This window comes from Neorhizobium sp. DAR64872/K0K18, assembly GCF_050500175.1.
GTDB classification, from domain to species: domain Bacteria; phylum Pseudomonadota; class Alphaproteobacteria; order Rhizobiales; family Rhizobiaceae; genus Neorhizobium; species Neorhizobium soli.
On the sequence record NZ_CP191446.1, the window covers coordinates 1712215 to 1729363 of the forward strand.

General features: G+C 60.1%; 15 protein-coding genes and 1 tRNA gene. 4 read left to right on the forward strand and 12 right to left on the reverse strand.

Annotated elements, in window-relative coordinates:
- Positions 1–61: 61 nt before the first annotated feature.
- The 7 genes from glmS to pcsA all read right to left on the reverse strand — a co-directional run bounded on the left by glmS (position 62) and on the right by pcsA (position 9178).
- Complete coding sequence (gene glmS / locus ACQY1P_RS13920; protein WP_430256649.1) at positions 62–1888, reverse strand: glutamine--fructose-6-phosphate transaminase (isomerizing); 1827 nt, start codon at positions 1886–1888, stop codon at positions 62–64.
- Positions 1889–2091: 203 nt separating this feature from the next.
- Positions 2092–3447, reverse strand: coding sequence for a bifunctional UDP-N-acetylglucosamine diphosphorylase/glucosamine-1-phosphate N-acetyltransferase GlmU (glmU, locus tag ACQY1P_RS13925; protein ID WP_430256650.1), 1356 nt, complete (start codon positions 3445–3447; stop codon positions 2092–2094).
- Between the two features lie 132 nt (positions 3448–3579).
- Positions 3580–4653 carry a BMP family ABC transporter substrate-binding protein gene (locus ACQY1P_RS13930; RefSeq protein ID WP_113110536.1) on the reverse strand — a complete coding sequence of 358 codons (1074 nt, stop codon included), beginning with the start codon at positions 4651–4653 and terminating at the stop codon, positions 3580–3582.
- 45 nt (positions 4654–4698) lie between these two features.
- Entirely contained in the window at positions 4699–5613 is a 915-nt protein-coding gene (locus ACQY1P_RS13935) for an ABC transporter permease (protein ID WP_062456779.1), read from the reverse strand.
- Positions 5613–6698 carry an ABC transporter permease gene (locus ACQY1P_RS13940; RefSeq protein ID WP_062456776.1) on the reverse strand — a complete coding sequence of 362 codons (1086 nt, stop codon included), beginning with the start codon at positions 6696–6698 and terminating at the stop codon, positions 5613–5615. Before ACQY1P_RS13940 ends, ACQY1P_RS13935 begins: the two co-directional genes overlap by 1 nt.
- Positions 6688–8283: an ABC transporter ATP-binding protein gene (locus ACQY1P_RS13945; RefSeq protein ID WP_430256651.1), complete on the reverse strand. Its 1596-nt coding sequence runs from the start codon at positions 8281–8283 to the stop codon at positions 6688–6690. Before ACQY1P_RS13945 ends, ACQY1P_RS13940 begins: the two co-directional genes overlap by 11 nt.
- Positions 8284–8449: 166 nt before the next feature.
- Positions 8450–9178 (reverse strand): phosphatidylcholine synthase, encoded by a 729-nt coding sequence (gene pcsA, locus ACQY1P_RS13950; protein ID WP_062456769.1) that lies wholly within the window; start codon positions 9176–9178, stop codon positions 8450–8452.
- Between the two features lie 215 nt (positions 9179–9393).
- Here pcsA and ACQY1P_RS13955 point away from each other — a divergent pair, with 215 nt between their 5' ends.
- Positions 9394–10596 (forward strand): UbiH/UbiF family hydroxylase, encoded by a 1203-nt coding sequence (locus tag ACQY1P_RS13955; RefSeq protein WP_430256652.1) that lies wholly within the window; start codon positions 9394–9396, stop codon positions 10594–10596.
- Here ACQY1P_RS13955 and ACQY1P_RS13960 read toward each other — a convergent pair.
- Together ACQY1P_RS13960 and ACQY1P_RS13965 are read right to left on the reverse strand one after the other, a co-directional pair.
- On the reverse strand, positions 10573–11535 hold the full coding sequence (locus ACQY1P_RS13960; protein WP_062456763.1) for an AEC family transporter: 963 nt from the start codon (positions 11533–11535) through the stop codon (positions 10573–10575). The two genes, ACQY1P_RS13955 and ACQY1P_RS13960, sit on opposite strands and share 24 nt — an antisense overlap.
- Before the next feature lie 43 nt (positions 11536–11578).
- Entirely contained in the window at positions 11579–12331 is a 753-nt protein-coding gene (locus tag ACQY1P_RS13965) for a cytochrome c biogenesis CcdA family protein (protein ID WP_430256653.1), read from the reverse strand.
- Between the two features lie 217 nt (positions 12332–12548).
- Here ACQY1P_RS13965 and ACQY1P_RS13970 point away from each other — a divergent pair.
- Positions 12549–12624 (forward strand) — tRNA-Lys (locus tag ACQY1P_RS13970).
- A gap of 100 nt (positions 12625–12724) precedes the next feature.
- On the forward strand, positions 12725–12970 hold the full coding sequence (locus ACQY1P_RS13975) for a DUF982 domain-containing protein (RefSeq protein ID WP_062458038.1): 246 nt from the start codon (positions 12725–12727) through the stop codon (positions 12968–12970).
- A gap of 31 nt (positions 12971–13001) precedes the next feature.
- Here ACQY1P_RS13975 and ACQY1P_RS13980 read toward each other — a convergent pair whose 3' ends face one another.
- Both ACQY1P_RS13980 and ACQY1P_RS13985 read right to left on the reverse strand, forming a co-directional pair.
- The gene (locus ACQY1P_RS13980) at positions 13002–14297 is read right to left on the reverse strand and encodes an HlyD family type I secretion periplasmic adaptor subunit (protein ID WP_062580782.1); all 1296 of its coding nucleotides are present in this window, start codon (positions 14295–14297) and stop codon (positions 13002–13004) included.
- Positions 14298–14305: 8 nt separating this feature from the next.
- Complete coding sequence (locus tag ACQY1P_RS13985; protein WP_430256654.1) at positions 14306–16033, reverse strand: type I secretion system permease/ATPase; 1728 nt, start codon at positions 16031–16033, stop codon at positions 14306–14308.
- Between the two features lie 285 nt (positions 16034–16318).
- On the opposite strand from ACQY1P_RS13985, the gene ACQY1P_RS13990 reads away from it, so the two are divergent.
- Positions 16319–16444 carry a hypothetical protein gene (locus tag ACQY1P_RS13990; protein WP_256413796.1) on the forward strand — a complete coding sequence of 42 codons (126 nt, stop codon included), beginning with the start codon at positions 16319–16321 and terminating at the stop codon, positions 16442–16444.
- Between the two features lie 324 nt (positions 16445–16768).
- On the opposite strand, the gene ACQY1P_RS13995 is transcribed toward ACQY1P_RS13990, so the two are convergent.
- Entirely contained in the window at positions 16769–17029 is a 261-nt protein-coding gene (locus ACQY1P_RS13995) for a DUF2171 domain-containing protein (protein WP_062456750.1), read from the reverse strand.
- Between the last annotated feature and the right edge of the window lie 120 nt (positions 17030–17149).

A 17149-nucleotide genomic window follows, 5' to 3' on the forward strand; every position in this document is an offset into this window, starting at 1 on the left:
CATCAGATGCGACAATGCAAGATGCAATGCTGCGATGCAAGGGAAAGCAAGCCGTTCCCGATCACTCCACGGTGACGGATTTGGCGAGGTTGCGGGGCTGATCCACATCGGTGCCCATGAACACCGCCGTGTGGTAGGCAAGCAACTGGATCGGCAACGAAAAAATCATCGGTGAAATGATTTCGTCCACGTTCGGCAGCACGATCGTCGCCATCGTCGGTAGTTTCGAGGCAGCGGCCCCCTTCTCGTCGGTGATAAAGATTATCTTGCCGCCGCGCGCTGCAACTTCCTGCATGTTTGAAACAGTCTTTTCAAAGAAGCGGTCATGTGGCGCAATGACGATGACCGGCATGTGCTCGTCGATGAGGGCGATCGGTCCGTGCTTCAATTCACCGGCTGCGTAGCCTTCCGCGTGGATGTAGGAGATTTCCTTGAGTTTCAACGCACCTTCCAGTGCAAGCGGATAGCTCGTGCCGCGCCCGAGATAAAGCACATCCTTGAAGCGCGAAAGCTCACGCGAAAGCGCCTCGATCTGCGGCTGGATGTCGTTCAATACCCGGCTCATGATTCGCGGCATCTCGGCTAAGTGCTTTACCATCGCCTTCTCGTCGCTCTCCGTCACCGTGCCCCGGACGCGACCGGCGCCTATCGAAAGCGCCGCCAGAACCGCGAGCTGGCAGGTGAACGCCTTGGTCGAGGCGACACCTACCTCCGGTCCTGCGAGAATTGGAAACACTGCATCCGATTCGCGCGCGATCGTCGATTCGCGGACGTTGACGATGGCGCCGATCTTGAGGCCCTGTTCCTTGCAATAGCGCAGGGATGCGAGCGTATCGGCCGTTTCGCCGGACTGCGAGATGAACAGCGCGGCCTGGCTGGGCGACAGCGGCAGTTCGCGGTAGCGGAACTCCGAGGCGACGTCGATTTCGACCGGCAGGCGAGCGTAGCGCTCAAACCAGTATTTGCCGATAAGACCCGACAGATAGGCGGTACCGCAGGCGGAAATTGCCAGACCGGACACTTTCGAGAAATTGATCGCCGTATCCGTCGGCTTCACCGTGTTGGTGGCAAAGTCGATATAATGCGCGAGCGCATGAGAAATGATCTCCGGCTGCTCGTAGATCTCCTTTTCCATGAAGTGGCGATGGTTGCCCTTGTCGACCATGAAGGTCGCGGCCTGCGAGATCTGGCTCTTGCGGGTAACCGGCCTGCCTTCGTAGTCGATGACCTCGAGACGATCATGGGTGATGATGGCGCAGTCGCCATCGACCAGATAGGTGATCTCGTTGGTAAAGGGCGAAAGCGCAATTGCGTCCGAGCCTAAGAACATCTCGCCCCGGCCATGACCGACGGCAAGCGGCGGTCCGAATCGCGCCGAAAAGATCGTGCCGGGCTCGTCCTCGAACATCACGACCAGCGCATAGGCACCGGAAACGCGGTTGAGCATGGCAAGCATCGCTTCGCGGTGCCCCAGGCCTTCGCGCGTGTAATGCGCCAGAAGATGCGCCACGACTTCCGTATCCGTCTGGCTGGTGAACACAGCCCCGTCGGCGATCAGGGCGTCCTTGAGTTCGGAGAAATTCTCGATGATGCCGTTATGAACAACCGCGACTCCGTCGACGAAATGCGGATGCGCGTTCGTCTCGTTCGGCACGCCATGCGTCGCCCAGCGGGTATGGGCAATGCCGATCATGCCCGGCAGCGGCTCTCCATCGAGCTTCTTCTCGAGGTTGAACAGCTTGCCCTCGGCGCGGCGGCGATCGAGCTTGCCGTCGTGGATGGTGGCGACGCCAGCGGAATCATAGCCGCGGTATTCCAGCCGCCGCAACGCCTCGACCAGACGCGTCGCTACCGGCTCATGGCCTACGATCCCGACAATCCCGCACATATAGGCCTCTCCAATTCTTCTCGTTCGATCGCGAAGTCCTAGCCGATTGCCCTCGCCGTGCAATCACCGGCGCGGTCACTTTCGATGTCGAACAGTAACGCGAAATCCTTAATGGGTCGGACCTGCCGCTGCGGCCTGTTCGAAGCAGTTCTTGCCCCTCCCGCAGCGACGGATCCTTCCGTCTTCAATGTAGCCCCGGACGGCTACTTCGCCTTGGATGCCTTGATCGCCAGCGCGCGCTCGCGGATCACCTTTGCGCGGTCCGGCTTCACTTCCTGCCGGGCGCGACCAAGGGCCAGCGCATCGTCAGGCACATCCTCGGTAATCACACTGCCTGACGCGACATAGGCCCCGTCGCCGATCGACACCGGCGCAACCAATGACGAGTTGGATCCGATAAAGCTGTTCGCGCCGATCCGGGTCTCATGCTTGTTGACGCCGTCATAGTTGCAGGTGATCGTGCCGGCGCCGATATTGGCATGCGCGCCGATGACCGCATCGCCGATATAGGTGAGGTGGTTCACCTTGGCGCCCTCACCCACCTTGCCGTTCTTCACCTCGCAGAAATTGCCGACTTTCGAGCCCTCGGCGAGATCGGCCCCTGGCCGAAGCCGTGCAAACGGTCCAACTGTCGCACCCGAACTCACATGCGCACCCTCGATATGGGAAAACGCGTGGATGACAGCACCGCTATCGATCGTCACGCCCGGCCCGAACAAGACATTCGGCTCGATCAGCGCGTCCTGCCCGATCTGCGTGTCGAAAGCGAGGAAAACGGTTTCCGGCGCAATCATGGTGACACCGGACACCATCAGTTCATGTCGGCGACGCTCCTGCCACAGGCGCTCGATGTAAGCCAGTTCCGCCCGGTTGTTGCAGCCGGTCAGTTCCGTTTCGGGCGCATCCACGGCAACGACCTTGCCGCCGTTCGCCCGGGCGATCTCCACGAGATCCGTCAGGTAGTACTCGCCCTTGGCATTGGCATTGCCGATCTGTTCGAGCAGGGCCAAAGCCTTGGCACCGTTGATTGCCATCAGGCCGCTATTGCACCAGGTGACCTTGCGCTCCTCCTCAGTCGCATCCTTCTCCTCGCGGATGGCGACAAGTTCGCCATTCTCCACCAGAAGACGGCCGTAACCGGTCGGCTTGTCCGTGTGAAACCCGATGACCACGACATCGGCGCCCTTCTCCAGCTCTGCCCGTGCGGCCATGAAGGGAGCAGCGGTGATCAGCGGCACGTCGGCATAGGCCACCAGAACGTCGTCGAAGCCCTCGGCGATCGCGTCACGGGCGGCGAGAACTGCGTGTCCGGTGCCGAGCCGCTCCGTCTGCAGAAAAGCTTTGACCGATATCCCGCCGATCGCACCTGCCTTCGCGACCTTATCCGCATCCCGGCCGACCACAAGTGCTGCGTCCGTCATGCCGGCCGAAGCGACCGCTGCCATCACATGCGCGATCATCGGCCGCCCGGCGACCGGATGCAGCACTTTCGACATGGACGATTTCATTCTCGTACTGTCGCCAGCGGCAAGAATGACGGCAAGGCAGGAACGGCTCATGACAGAATCTCCTTCGGCAATCGCCGCCTGTGTAACAGCAACTGTCTTGAAGGGCGATAAACGGCATATGTCCATCGGAAACAAAAAGGGCGCCGATGAGGGCGCCCTTTCAAACTCAAACTATCGACGATCTCACTTCGGCAGCTTGTCGTCCACGCCCTGGATGTAGAAGTTCATGCCAAGCAGAACGCCGTCCTCGGCCTTCTCGCCGGCCTTCAGCCACTCGGAACCGTCCTGCTTGTTGATCGGGCCGGTGAACGGATGCAGTTCGCCGGACTTGATCTTGGCTTCGGTCTCTTCCGCCATCGCCTTCACGTCGTCAGGCATGTTGGTGTAGGGCGCCATCGTGAGAATGCCGTCCTTCAGGCCGTCCCAGATCTGCTCAGACTTCCAGGAACCGTCGAGAAGTGCCTTGGTGCGCTTGATGTAATAGGCGCCCCAGGTATCGACGATCGCAGTCAGCTGCGTCTTCGGGCCGGCGGCGATCATGTCGGAGGCCTGACCGAATGCGAAAATGCCGCGCTCGGCTGCAACCTGCATCGGTGCCGTCGTGTCGGTGTGCTGGGTCAGGATATCGACGCCCTGGTCGACCAGTGCCTTGGCAGCATCGGCTTCCTTGCCCGGGTCGAACCAGGTGTTGGCCCATACGACCTTGAGCTTGAACTCAGGATTGACCGACTTTGCGCCGAGTTCGAAAGCATTGATGCCCATCACCACTTCCGGGATCGGGAAGGATGCGATGTAGCCGGCAACGCCCTTCTTCGACATCTTCGCAGCGATCTGGCCCTGGATGTAGCGGCCTTCGTAGAAGCGCGAATTGTAGGTCGCGAGGTTCGGACCAGCCTTGAAGCCGGTTGCATGTTCGAACTTCACGTTCGGGAATTTCGCGGCAACCTTCACGGTCGCATCCATGAAGCCGAACGAGGTCGTGTAGACGATCGCGCAACCGGAGCGGGCCATGCGCTCGATCGCACGTTCGGCATCCGGACCTTCCGGCACGCTTTCGAGGAACGGCGTCTCGATCTTGTCGCCAAGTGCCTTTTCCAGCTCGATACGGCCGCGATCATGCGCCTGGGTCCAGCCGCCGTCGGTCTTGGAACCGACATAGATGAAGCAGACCTTCTTCTTTTCCTGGGCCTGCGCGCCGGTCGAGAAACCACCCAGAAGGGCGGCCGACGCGGCTAGGGCGATAATCAGTTTCTTCATTTCCTAAACCTCTATTGGCTTGAAGACGGGGTGTGCTTACCGCGGTCACCGATCGGGGACGAATGCCTTTCCGAGCGAAGCCGGCGTATTGATGAGCGTCGTGCGACGATTATGCGAGATGATGATGAGGACGACAATAGTCGCCACGTAAGGAAGTGCGGACAGAACCTGGGACGGAATGCCGATACCGAACGCCTGCGCATGCAGCTGCCCGATCGTCACGGCCCCGAAAAGATAGCCGCCGGCGAGAACCCGCCATGGCCGCCACGAAGCAAAGACGACGAGCGCAAGCGCAATCCAGCCGCGTCCAGCCGACATGTTTTCCACCCATTGCGGCGTATACACAAGCGACAGCTGCGCACCGGCAAGACCCGCACAGGCGCCACCGAACAGCACTGCCAAATAGCGCGTGCGGATGACGTTGATGCCGAGCGCATGCGCCGATCCGTGGTTGTCGCCGATCGCGCGAAGCTTCAGGCCGCGACGGCTCTTGAACAGGAACCAGTTGATGCCGATGACAAGCGCGATAGACAGATAGAAGGTGAGATCCTGCGCGAAGAGAACGCGGCCGAAAAAGGGAATATCGGACAGGAGCGGAATGACGATCGGCTGCAGCTTGATGCCCGGCTGGCCGACGAAACTCTCGCCGAGCTGGCCGGAAATGCCGAGACCCAGGATCGTCAGCGCCAGTCCCGTCGCCACCTGGTTTGCCACCAGCGTCAGCGTCAGGAACCCGAACAGCAGCGAGAACAGCCCACCGCCGACAATGCCGGCGACGATGCCGATATAGGGCGAACCGGTCATCTGCGTCGCCGCAAAGGCGCAGACGGCGCCCATGATCATCATGCCTTCGACGCCGAGGTTGAGCACACCTGCACGTTCGGTGACGAGCTCGCCGAGCGCTGCGATGACGAGCGGCGTTGCGGCAGTGATGACGGTGAGAAGGATCGCCTCGAACATCAGCCCTTTGCCTCCGCCTGGCTTCCGGCAAAGATCAGCCGGATGCGGTAATGGATCAGCGTATCGCAGGACAGAACGAAGAACAGCAGCAGGCCCTGGAAGACGCGGCTGACCTTGTCGGAAATCCCGATCGAAAGCTGGGCTGCCTCACCGCCGAGATAGGTGAGCGCCAGAACGAGGCCCGACGCGATGATCCCGAGCGGATTGAGACGCCCCAGAAACGCGACGATGATCGCGGTGAAACCGTATCCGGGCGAGATAGACGGCTGTACGTGGCCGATCGAACCGGACACTTCCGAGATCCCCGCAAGCCCGGCAAGCCCGCCGGAGACCAGCATCGAGAACCACACCATCCGACGCGCCGAAAAGCCGGCGAAACGCCCTGCCCGTTCCGACTGGCCGAGCACCTGAACCTCGAAACCCTTCAACATGAAGCGCATCATGAACCAGAGCGCGACAGCGGCAATGATCGCGAACGCAAAGCCCCAATGGGCCCGGCCGGAGGCCAGCATTTCCGGCAGCACCGCTTCTATCTGGAAGCTCTTCGTCTGTGGAAAATTATAGCCCTGCGGGTCACGCCAAGGGCCGCGGACCAGCCAGTCGAGAAACAGCTGCGCGATATAGACCAGCATCAGGCTGGTCAGGATTTCGTTGGTGTTGAAACGCGTCTTCAAAAGTGCGGGAATGCCCGCGTAGAGCGCGCCGCCGGCAATGCCCATCAGAAGCATCAGCGGCAGGATCATCGGCGAATGCCACTCGGGATAGAGAACCGGCAGGATCGAGCCCGTGATCGCCCCGATCGTGAACTGACCCTCGGCGCCGATATTCCAGTTGTTGGAGCGGTAACAGATCGAAAGCCCGACCGCGATCAGGATCAGCGGCGCAGCCTTGACGGCCAGTTCATGAAGCGACCAGACCTCCAGCAGCGGCTCGATAAAGAAACTGTAGAGTGCAGATCCCGGGTTCTTGCCGAGCGCCCAGAACAGGATCGCCCCGCCGATCAGTGTCAGCACCAGCGCCAGAAGCGGCGAAAGAACCGAAAACAGCGTCGAGACGCGGGCACGCTTTTGCAGTTCAATGCGCATGCGTTGCCTCCGGCGAGGACGGCATGGCGTCAGGGATGGAATGGCTCTCATGGATGCCACCCATCATCAGCCCGATCCGCTCCAGCGACAGGCTGCCGACCGGATGCGGCTCCGACAATTTGCCCTCCGAGATAACAGCAATATTGGTTGCCACCTCGAAAATCTCATCAAGGTCCTGGCTGATCACGACGACGGCGGAGCCGGATTTCGCGAGATCGATCAGCGCCTGCCGGATGCGGCTCGCGGCCCCGGCATCGACGCCCCATGTCGGCTGGTTGACGATCATGATCGAAGGCTGCCGATCGAGTTCGCGCCCCACCACGAATTTCTGCAGATTGCCTCCCGAAAGCGAGCCGGCCAGCGGATTCTCTCCACTCTTGCGCACGTCCATCTGCTGGCAGATGCGTTTGGTGGCAGAGCGGATCGCACCGGAACGCACGATCGACGCCAGACCGCCCGACAGGAATGCCTTCCGGTCCGGCTGGCTGCGCGCCAGCAGCAGATTGTCGGTCAGCGACATGCCGGGTACGGCAGCATGACCATGCCGCTCCTCGGGCACGAAACTAGCGCCGAGCAGCCGCCGCCCGTTGATGCCCGTACGACCCACGGACTTGCCGCGGACCTTGATCCGGTCATCATCGGCAACCGGATATTCGCCAGACAGCGCATCGAAAAGCTCGCTCTGTCCATTGCCCGCAATGCCCGCAATCGCGAGGATTTCGCCAGCGCGCACGCGCATCGAAATGCTTTTCAGGCTGACCGCGAAGGGCGAGCGCGCCTTCACGGTCAAGTCGGTGACATCGAGCTGAATGTCGCCAAGCGCCACCGTCTCGTCCCGATGCACCGCGGCAACTTCCGTCCCGACCATCATCCGGGCAAGTGACGCAGGCGTCTCCTGCCTCGGATCGCAGGCGCCGGTCACCTTGCCGTGGCGAAGAACGGTGGCGCGGTCGCAGATGCGACGCACTTCCTCCAGCCGGTGGCTGATATAGAGCACCGAGCGGCCCTCGGCCTTCAGCTTGAAAAGCGTCTCGAACAACCGGTCCGCTTCCTGCGGCGTGAGCACGGAGGTCGGCTCGTCGAGAATGATCAGCTTCGGGTTCTGGAGGAGAGCCCGCACGATCTCGATCCGCTGGCGTTCACCGACCGAAAGGTCTGCCACATGCGCATAAGGATCAAGCGGCAGTCCGTACGCCTTGGAAAGCGAGGCAGCCTCTTCGGCGATCTTGGCAAGCGGCGTTTTCGGATCGAGTGACAAGGCAATGTTTTCGGCAACCGTCAGCGCTTCGAACAGCGAAAAATGCTGGAACACCATGCCGATGCCGAGCTGCCGGGCTTCCCCAGGCGAACCAATCGTCACCGGGTTCCCCTGCCAGACAATCTGCCCGCCCGATGGCTGAAGCACGCCGAACAGCATCTTTACGAGAGTGGATTTGCCGGCACCGTTTTCCCCAAGCAGCGCATGGATTTCGCCCGGCGCGATATCGAGATCGATACCAGTGCACGCAGCAAAATCGCCGAACAGCTTCGTCAGTCCACGGACCGACAAAAGCGAAGCAGCCTGCTCGCTCTCGGAAAAAGTCACGACGTCCCCTCGTTCACCCGCGCGCCCGGTCTTGAGTGCCGGTATTTCCGCGTCGCAGTTATTTCAAATGCTGAACCCGTCCGGTCTGACCGGATACTGGGTTGATATTGATACCGTTTTTGTTGCCTTGCACAACAGCAAAGAGACGCGTTGCGAAAAAACGCAGCTATTTTCCAAGTCCTGGAAAAAGCTGCATGATGCCGCCGATGCAATAGAGATAAAGACTGCTGATCACGACGCCCCAGACGAGCCAGTCCGGTGACTGGAAATGCAGGAGCAGCGAGTAGCCGGCGAGCGCGCACCAGAGCAGGCAGATCCCGAGATTGAGCGGCCGAAGGCGCTTGACGCGCACGGGATGGAGGAAATTGATCGGCAGGAAAGTGGCAACCACGGATACGGAGACCACGATCATGGCCGTCGTCGCACTGGCATCGATGACGAACAGCGTCAGTACCACCATGTTCCAGACGACCGGGAAACCGGAGAAGAAATACTCGTCGGTCTTCATGCCCATGTCGGCATAGTAGATCGCACTCGAAACGACGATGGCGCCGGCCGCAACGAATGACCAGGGTTCGCCGATCATTCCACTTTGATAAAGCGCAAAGGCCGGTAGGAGAACGTAAGTCACGTAATCAATGATATTGTCGAGCGTATCGCCCGACCAGTTCGGCAGGACTTCCTTCACATGCACCTTGCGCGCAATCGGTCCGTCGATCCCGTCAACCAGAAGTGCCAGCCCCAGCCACCAGAACATGTCGACAAATCGATGTTCTGCCGCAGCCACGACACCGAGGAATGCCAGGAAGGATCCTGACGCCGTCAGGAGATGCACGGAGAAAGCCCGGATTTCCGCGTAAGGGACGTTCCGATAATTGAATAGTCGCCTGAACACGCGTCCCCCGCCTTTCCGTGAAGCCTGCGAGATATGCGGCCAATTGTCCCCGTTTGCAACTGCGCATGCCGGCGCACACCCGATTATGACCGGGAAAACCAGGATTTCTCTCGATCCCTCGTGGGCAGCGCGTGCCGAATCTGACGCTGCTACGGCTGGAATTACGGCCAGCACTCTATAAATACGGTGAGAGCGAATGGCTCCGGAGGTGACAGATGCACGAGTTCGAAATTGCCGTCGTTGGCGGCGGCCTGACAGGATCGGTAGCGGCGCTGGCTTTTGGTCGAGCCGGCCGCAAAGTCGCGCTGATTTCGCCGGCATCCGAGCGAGACGATGGGCGCACGACCGCGCTGATGGATCAATCCATCCGCCTGCTGGATCGACTGGGCCTATGGGATATCATCGCACCCTCGGCAGCACCGCTGTCGATCATGCAGATCATCGACGGCACGACGCGGCTGCTGCGCGCGCCCACCACCCAGTTTCGCGCACAGGATGTCGGCCTCTACGCATTCGGCTACAACATTCCCAACAACGCTCTGTCTCCGGCGCTGGATAAGGCGATCAACCTGGAACCGAACGTCACCCGGTTCACGCATCAGGTCGAAGCCTTCGACCTCGACGGCGATCGCGCTCGCCTTACCTTATCGGACGGATCAGCTATGGCGGTCGATCTGGTCATTGGATCGGACGGGCGCAAGTCGAGCACGCGCGAGGCCGCTAGCTTAGGTGTCCGCCGCTGGTCCTACCCGCAGTCCGCCCTGGTGATGAACTTTGCCCACACGGTGCCGCATCACAACGTTTCGACGGAATTCCATACCGAAACCGGACCGTTCACGCAGGTTCCCCTACCCGGTTCCCGCTCCAGCCTCGTCTGGGTTGTGAGGCCCGAAGAAGCCGAGCGGTTGATGGCGACCGATCTCGACCAGCTGTCGCAGCTCGTCGAAGACCGCATGCAGTCGATGCTTGGAAAGGTGACCGTCGAAGCCGCTCCGCAGGCCTGGCCGCTTTCGAGCCTGATGGCAGACCGGTTCGGCAAGGGCCGTGTCGCACTTGTCGGCGAAGCCGCGCATGCCTTCCCCCCGATCGGCGCCCAAGGCCTCAACCTCTCGCTGCGTGATATCATCACGCTGAGTGATCTGGTGACGGACGAACCGGACAGACCGATTGGCGCGGATATCGGCGATCGTTTCAACCGGAGCCGCCGCCCCGATATCATGACCCGCACCTTCGGTGTCGATCTCCTCAACCGCTCACTTCTGTCGGACTTCTTGCCCGTCCAGATGCTGCGGGCGGGCGGTCTGCAGGTCTTGAAAAACGCCCCGCCGTTACGCAATCTGATGATGCGGGAGGGGATCGAACCGGGCCGCGGACTGCGCGAAATTTTTTCTGGCCTAAGGAAGCAAGCCCGCAGATAGAAAACCGGAATGGATGAGATAAAGGATCGCTGGCAGGGTGAAGACAGACGCCAGCGTGATAATCAGGATGCTCGCCGACGCGCGCTCCTGCCAGACGCCATATTGCTGGCTGATGACGAAGACATTGGTGGCCGTCGGCAGGGCTGACAGCAACGTCGCCGAGTAGATCCAGACCGGTTCGAACCCGCCGATCAGCGACAGAACCGAAAACGTCGTCAGTGGCAGTACGATCAGCTTGAAGACGGCAATATAGCCGATCTCGGCCGGAACACGCCGCACCGGCCGCAACGCCAGTGTCACACCCATTGCAAAGAGCGCGCAGGGCGCCGCCGCTTGCGCCAGATAATCGACAAGCCGCTGCACCGGCTCGGCCGGCTGCCACGCCATCGCGGCGAATGCAAAGCCGACAGCTGTCGAGATGATGAACGGGTGCAGCAGAACCTTGCGGGCGATATCGCCCGCCACCGCCAGCGGTGATCGACCGTCGCCGCCGGCTGCCGCCATCATGGCGGGTGCCACGATGAAATGGGCGGCGTTCTCGAAGCAGACGATCAGCGCCACCGGAACGGCAGCCGCTTCGCCGAAAGCGAGCAGTGCAAGCCCCGGCCCCATATATCCGATGTTGCCGTAAGCGCCAGCAAACGCCTGGATCGTGCAGTCCTCGAATGACGTCTTGCGGATCAGGAACCCGATCAGGAACACCACCGTGAAGATCAAATAGGTCGCGAAGATCTCGCCAAGAATGAAGTCGACCCGCGCCAGTTGCTCCATTGGCGTGCGCGAGACGAGCTTGAAGAACAGCGCCGGAAGTGCCGCATAGATGATGAACGTGTTCATCCATCCAAGCGCCTCGGCCGGTTGTTTGGTGACCTTTGCGGCCACGTAGCCGATCAGGATCAATCCGAAAAACGGTAGCAGCAAGCCGATGATGTCGCCCATGCCGCCTTTAATCCTTACCGCGGTTGACCTTATGGCCGTTCCGTTAGCCGATTTGCATCAGGATTGGAAAGGTCTGCTGGAACCAGATCGCGGCTGACGTCACGAAACCGAAGATGAATGCAAGGCCGGTCAGGATCAGCAACACGCCCATCGCCTTCTCGACGTGACCGAGATGCCGTCGAAAGCGGGTGAGGAACCGCATGAAGGCACCGGAGAACCCGGCAGCGATCCAGAACGGCACGGCGAGACCGAGCGAATAGATTGCGAGCAGCATGGCGCCCTCGCCCACCGTATCGCGCGACGCGGCGACACCGAGGATCGCGCCGAGAACGGGACCGATGCACGGCGTCCAGCCGAACGCGAAAGCCAGCCCCATCAAGTAGGCGCCAGACAGCGTCGCCGGCTGTCCACCGCCATGAAACCGCGCCTCGCGCGCAAGCAGGCCAATGCGGAACACGCCGAGGAAATTCAGGCCCATGATGATGATGATCACGCCGCCGATCTTGGAGAGCAGGTCGAGATGCTGCCGGAGGAGAACACCGATCGTCGACGCACCGGCGCCAAGCGCAACGAACACGGTCGCGAAACCGAGCGTGAAGAAGAACGCGGCCAAAAGAACCGCGCGGCGCGTATCCTTTGACCGCGACACGGCCGCATGCTTGTCGCGAAACTGGTCGACGGAAATCCCGGCCATGTAGCACAGGTAGGGCGGCACCAGCGGCAGGACGCACGGGGAAAGAAACGATAGAGCGCCGGCAATCAAGGCACTCAGAAGAGAGATATCAGCAATCGACACGTTTTGGTCCGCAGGTTTTGATCGGCATTGTCCGACCGTGGGATCGATTTCACCTAAGCATGCCGCGCGCGGAAAGCCAGTCACCTTTTTGCGCGCAGGCGAAGCGGCCGGGGAAAAGCGTTAGGAACGCAATTTTGCACAGCTAGCGGGGTTGACCGCAAAGAGTGACCTGCATATGTTCCGCGCACTTTCAAAGGATGCCTCGGCAGTCTTTAGGGAGAGCGTAGCTCAGCTGGTAGAGCAACTGACTTTTAATCAGTAGGTCCAGGGTTCGAACCCCTGCGCTCTCACCATTTATCCAGATAATGTGGTGAAACTCGACGCTGACGAAGATGGACTTCAGATGTTCCGTAGTCTTCGACCTGCATCAAATCATGTGAAATTCCCCCGATGATGAACAACCCTTGGTCAAAACCTGTCGTCGTCCTGATTGGCGAGCCGCCTGTCGAAACGACAGTCGAAACGACCCAGGCTGCGGCCTGGGCGATGATCGAGGACTGGCCTGTCGAAGACGGTCCGCTGATCGACCGTGCGCTGATCGTGTGCGCCGAAGTGGATGGTGGAAAACGCAAGCCGGAAGACGCCCGTGCGGCCTTCGTCGCTGCTGCCGAGGAAGCCGGCGTTCTCGTCAGCGCCTGAGACCAATAGCTGCCTATTGGTCGCTTTCCGCTCACTCGTCACGGAACGTGTGGTTGATCTGATCCATCATCGGCTTGGTCAGATAGGAGATGACCGACCGGTCGGCGACCTTGATAAACACCTCCGCGGGCATTCCTGGATAGAGCGACAGGCCCTGTAACCGCGCGATATCGCCTGCATCAGGCGCAATCCGCACGATATAGGAGGCAGCGCCGCTACGCTGATCGACAACCGAATCGGGCGAGATCGACGAAATCTTGCCTTGGACTTCAGGCGTGGTCTTCTGGTCGAAAGCGCTGAAGCGGATGTCGACACTTTGTCCCACGCTCAATTGGTCGATGCTGCGCAAAGCGACCTTCGCCTCGACCGTCAGGCTGCGCGTCTCCGGCGAAAGAAGCATCAGCGCCTCGCCCGGATTGGCAACGCCGCCCACCGTGTGCAGCGCCAACTGATAGATGTAACCGTCGAGCGGTGCGCGAACGTCCAGACGGTCGAGCTGGTCCTGTATGGCGATACGGCGTTCTTCTGATTCGGCGATCTTTGCCTCGACATCGGTCAGGTCACGCGCGTTTTCCGTCTGCCTGTCTTCGTCGAGCTGCAGGATCTGCAGGTTGATCTCGTTGATGCGGCCATGCGCCTGCGCCCGCGTCGCGATCATCCGTCCGCGATTGCCGTCAAGCTCGGCGCGCTGGCGCTTCAGCGTGTTGACACGCTGCATCGTCACGAGCTGCTTTTCGTAGAGCGAGCTGATAGCCGTGTGTTCCTCATCAATCAGCACGATCGAATCGTCGATCGACTTGATCTGCAGCGTGGCGCCCTCAATTTCTTCGGCCAGCTGGCTCTTCCGCTCGGCGAGCTGCTTCTTCATGCCCTCGAGCGAGGCGCGACGGCTAAGGAAGAACTGCTGTTCGCCTTCGATCAGGATGCGGTTCGTCTGGGAATTGATACCCGCGGCCTCGGCTTCTTTGACCGTGAAGTTCTCCTCACCGCGGCGTTCCGCCTGCAACCGCGCGCGCCGCGCGTAAAGCTGTGCCAGCGTGCTGTTGGTAATGCCGAGGTTGGATTTGAGCGACGTGCCATCCAGCCGCAGCAGGACGTCCCCCGCCTTGACATGCGCGCCTTCCTTGACGAGCAGTTCGGAGACGATCCCGCCGGTCAGGTGCTGCACCTTCTTGGCATTGTCCTCGATCACGACACTGCCTTCGGCGACCACGGCATTCGACAATGTCGTGCTGAGCGCCCAGCCGCCGATGCCGCCGACAAGCAACACGCTCAACGTCGATACGAGCAGGATATGGCGCTTCAGCGATCGCTCGGCTGTTGTCATCTTGAGACCTATTGCCTTCCCTGTTCCGGGCTTTCCCCGACGACCTTGAGCGGCGACGTTCTTTCGTTCGCCTGGTTTTCGCGCCGAAGCACCTTGGAGAGCACTTCGTCCTTCGGACCAAAGGCTGCAAGCCCGCCGTCCTTCATCATCAGCACGAAATCCACGGCCGCAAGCGCACTCGGGCGGTGCGCAACCACGATCACGATGCCCCCGCGTTTGCGGATGCCGATGATCGCGTCCGTCAGCGCGACCTCGCCTTCCGAATCGAGATTGGAATTGGGCTCGTCCAGAACAACCAGAAACGGCTTGCCGAACAACGCACGCGCAAGCCCGATGCGTTGGCGCTGACCGGCCGAAAGCATGGAACCACTCAAGCCAATATCGGTATCATAGCCGTTCGGCAGGCGCAGGATGAGGTCGTGGACGCCCGCAGCCTTTGCCGCCTCAATGACATCGGCCGCATCAGGGTTTTCACGAAACCGCGCAATGTTGTCCGAAACGCTGCCCGCAAAAAGTTCGATCTCCTGCGGAAGATATCCGAGATGGCGACCACGGTCCTCGTCGCTCCACTGGTCGAGCGCTGCGCCATCCAGCCTGACACTGCCGCGATAGATCGGCCAGACGGCCGTCAGAGCCCGCACGAGCGATGATTTGCCGGATGCACTCGGTCCGATCACCCCGAGAGCGCTGCCGGCCTGAAGCGTAAACGATACATTGGAAATCACCAGTTTCTGCAGCCCAGCCGGGCCGCTCGAAAGGCTCTCCACCGCCAGACTTTGCTTCGGTGCGGGCAGCGACAGAGGCATATCGGCCTCCGGCAGCGCGTTCAGCATATGCCGCAACCGTTTCCAGGCCTGCTGGGCCGAAACGAAGCCGCGCCAGTTTGCAATCGCCTGCTCGACCGGGGCAAGCGCGCGGGAGGTAAGGATGGACGACGCGATGATGATGCCGCCGGATGCCTGGTTTTCGATGACGAGCACCGCGCCGACGGCAAGGACTGCCGATTGCAGCGCTATGCGAAAAATCTTGGTAACGGACAGGTATCCGTTCGAGGTATCGGAATTGGTCTGATAGCTGCTGCGATAGTTGGCGTTTGTCGCAGTCCATTGCCGTGAGAAGTCGTTTGCCATGCCCATGGCCTCAATGACTTCGGCATTGCGTTGTGCCGCCGAAAGAAAGGCGCTGCGCTGGCCGGTCAGTTCGTGCACTTTCTTGGCGGAAACCTGCGTGCTGCGATTGGTGAGGTAGGTGAGCACCATAAGGATGAGCGCCCCGCCGACTGCCATATAGCCGATGACCGGATGAAACAGAAAACAGATGGCGACATAGAACGGCAGCCACGGCAGGTCGAAAAAGGCCGGCGGCCCCGCGCTCGAGACAAACGAACGGACCTGGTCGAAATCCTTCATGATCGAAAGACCGTCGATCGACGCCTTCGTCTTGACCGGCGCCTTGAGCATCATCTTGAAAACCCGCGACCCCATCGTATCATCGATGATGCCGGCAATCCTTGTCAGCATGCGGCTGCGGGTAAGCTCGAACGCGCCTTGAAATAGATACAGCATCAATGCCAGCAAGCTGAGCGCGATCAGCGACGGGATGCTGCGGCTTGGGATGACGCGATCATAGACCTGCAGCATGAAGAATGAGCTGGTGAGGTAGAGCACGTTGACCAGTCCGCTCGCGACCGCGACCGCAACGAGACCGGTTCTGCTCCGCGCAATGGCTTCGCTCATCGGATTTTTGGAGGCTTGCCGTGGGGATCCCGAAGCGGTTTCGGCCATAATGCGCAATCCTGATGCAGGGATCACACCTATTACCCGTAACGGGTTTAAAGTTCAATAAAGCCGCGCGGCAGACAGATCGCCCCTGCACAAGTGCCCCGCTCTCGTCCAAGGACGTGCCGGGGCAAACCATTTGTCAATCAACAATCCGCAAAGTTCTCAAATCGGCGGCTATCACGAATTGGTTTACGGAACCTTACTTCAGGACCGCCGTTCTGACGGCAAAGGAGTCTCAGCATGAGAATAGTCTTCGTCGCTCTTATCGGTTCGGTCCTCAGTATTCTGGTGTTCAAATATTCTGATCACTCGCTTGGCGATACAGAAATACTCGCGTCTCCGACCCAGTTGTCGGCTGCCAACTAGGATCATCACACGGAGGACAAGGACCGGCTTACATCATCGCGATCTCAAGAGATCGCATCACGAGAGGAAGTGCAAGCATGACCGTTCGTAATATTCTGCTGGTATGTTGTTCAGCGGCTGTTGGTGCCGTCTTTGTAATTCTTGTTGGCATTCCAAGCACGCCTGTTGCGCACGAGAAATCCGCTCGCTTGAGTGGCGCCGCGACTGAAACGGCTTTTCTTCCCGAGCGCTTCGGGGTCCCCCATCCAACCCGTTGAAATTTTTGATGCGTAAACAAAAAAGGCCGGCGTCAGAAACGCCGGCCTTTATGCATGCTGAATTGCTTCAGTGGATCGGCTTGCCGCCGTCTTCTTCTTCGAACGTCACTGCGACGTCACCATCTGCAGAGAGACGAACCTTGTCGCCTTCGACATCGGCAACGAGTTCAAGCGAAATGAAATGGTGATGGCCTTTATGGCTCCCCTCACCGCTATCCTTCTTGGTCAGCTTGATACGGTTTCCTTCAACGCGGTCGACCGTTCCGATGTGGACGCCGTCCGCACCGATCACTTCCGCATGTTCCTTGATAAGGGCGACATCGATCATCTGAGTTCTCCTTTGTGTGTTCAGCCATAACGCACAACCGCGAAGTTCGATGCAGTGCCTCCGATACATTACCGACATTTAAGTTGGCCACCGGCTGCTTTCATGCGAATGCCTCGTTCC

Coding starts and splice junctions, on each gene's coding strand:
- glmU (WP_430256650.1), bottom strand. CDS start 3,447: ATGAGCCGTTCCTGCCTTGCCGTCATTCTTGCCGCTGGCGACAGTACG.
- ACQY1P_RS13980 (WP_062580782.1), bottom strand. CDS start 14,297: ATGACAACAGCCGAGCGATCGCTGAAGCGCCATATCCTGCTCGTATCG.
- glmS (WP_430256649.1), bottom strand. CDS start 1,888: ATGTGCGGGATTGTCGGGATCGTAGGCCATGAGCCGGTAGCGACGCGT.
- ACQY1P_RS13975 (WP_062458038.1), top strand. CDS start 12,725: ATGAACAACCCTTGGTCAAAACCTGTCGTCGTCCTGATTGGCGAGCCG.
- ACQY1P_RS13955 (WP_430256652.1), top strand. CDS start 9,394: ATGCACGAGTTCGAAATTGCCGTCGTTGGCGGCGGCCTGACAGGATCG.
- ACQY1P_RS13960 (WP_062456763.1), bottom strand. CDS start 11,535: ATGGGCGACATCATCGGCTTGCTGCTACCGTTTTTCGGATTGATCCTG.
- ACQY1P_RS13990 (WP_256413796.1), top strand. CDS start 16,319: ATGAGAATAGTCTTCGTCGCTCTTATCGGTTCGGTCCTCAGTATTCTG.
- ACQY1P_RS13995 (WP_062456750.1), bottom strand. CDS start 17,029: ATGATCGATGTCGCCCTTATCAAGGAACATGCGGAAGTGATCGGTGCG.
- ACQY1P_RS13940 (WP_062456776.1), bottom strand. CDS start 6,698: ATGCGCATTGAACTGCAAAAGCGTGCCCGCGTCTCGACGCTGTTTTCG.
- ACQY1P_RS13930 (WP_113110536.1), bottom strand. CDS start 4,653: ATGAAGAAACTGATTATCGCCCTAGCCGCGTCGGCCGCCCTTCTGGGT.
- ACQY1P_RS13985 (WP_430256654.1), bottom strand. CDS start 16,033: ATGAGCGAAGCCATTGCGCGGAGCAGAACCGGTCTCGTTGCGGTCGCG.
- ACQY1P_RS13935 (WP_062456779.1), bottom strand. CDS start 5,613: ATGTTCGAGGCGATCCTTCTCACCGTCATCACTGCCGCAACGCCGCTC.